At 63.7% G+C, this 1159-nt stretch carries 1 protein-coding gene; it reads right to left on the bottom strand.

Annotation, left to right across the window (positions count from 1 at the left end; translation table 11 throughout):
• Position 1: 1 nt before the first annotated feature.
• The coding region (gene tuf / locus D8S75_RS17250) for an elongation factor Tu (RefSeq protein ID WP_119967587.1) at positions 2 to 1159 on the bottom strand (1158 nt) is incomplete at its 5' end.

The raw sequence follows: 1159 nt of genomic DNA, 5'->3' as shown, positions 1-1159 counted from the left end.
ATTACTCGATGATCTTGGCCACGACGCCGGCGCCGACGGTACGGCCGCCTTCACGGATAGCGAAGCGCAGGCCTTCTTCCATGGCGATGGGGTTGATCAGCTTGACGGTGATCGACACGTTGTCGCCAGGCATCACCATTTCCTTGTCCGCGGGCAGCTCGATGGCGCCGGTCACGTCGGTGGTGCGGAAGTAGAACTGGGGACGGTAGTTGTTGAAGAAGGGGGTGTGGCGGCCGCCTTCGTCCTTGCTCAGCACGTACACCTCAGCCGTGAAGTGGGTGTGGGGCTTGATGGAGCCGGGCTTGCACAGCACTTGGCCGCGCTCGACGTCTTCACGCTTGGTGCCGCGCAGCAGCAGACCGACGTTATCGCCAGCCTGGCCCTGGTCCAGCAGCTTGCGGAACATTTCCACGCCGGTGCAGGTGGTCTTTTGCGTGTCGCGGATACCCACGATTTCGATTTCTTCGCCGACCTTGATGATGCCGCGCTCGACGCGACCGGTCACCACGGTGCCGCGGCCGGAGATGGAGAACACGTCTTCCACGGGCATCAGGAAGGCGCCGTCCACTGCGCGCTCGGGCGTGGGGATGTAGGTGTCCAGGGCTTCGGCCAGCTTCATGATGGCTTCTTCACCCAGCTTGCCCTTGTCGCCTTCGAGGGCCATCTTGGCGGAGCCACGGATGATGGGGGTGGCGTCGCCGGGGAAGTCGTACTTGTCGAGGAGTTCGCGCACTTCCATTTCGACCAGTTCGAGCAGTTCTTCGTCGTCGACCATGTCGCACTTGTTCAGGAAGACGATGATGTAGGGCACGCCCACCTGGCGGGCCAGCAGGATGTGCTCGCGGGTCTGGGGCATCGGGCCGTCAGCGGCCGAGCACACCAGGATGGCGCCGTCCATCTGGGCGGCACCGGTGATCATGTTCTTGACGTAGTCGGCGTGGCCGGGGCAGTCCACGTGGGCGTAGTGGCGGTTCTGCGTCTCGTACTCGACGTGGGCGGTGTTGATGGTGATGCCGCGGGCCTTTTCTTCGGGTGCCGCGTCGATTTCATCGTACTTCTTGGCTTCACCGCCGAACTTGGCCGACAGCACCGTGGCGATGGCCGCCGTCAGCGTCGTCTTGCCATGGTCCACGTGGCCGATCGTGCCCACGTTGACGTG

The sequence above is a fragment of the Simplicispira lacusdiani genome (genome assembly GCF_003604195.1).
In the GTDB taxonomy this organism is placed as follows: Bacteria; Pseudomonadota; Gammaproteobacteria; order Burkholderiales; family Burkholderiaceae_C; genus Simplicispira; species Simplicispira lacusdiani.
This window is presented reverse-complemented; position numbering and strand designations above follow the sequence as displayed.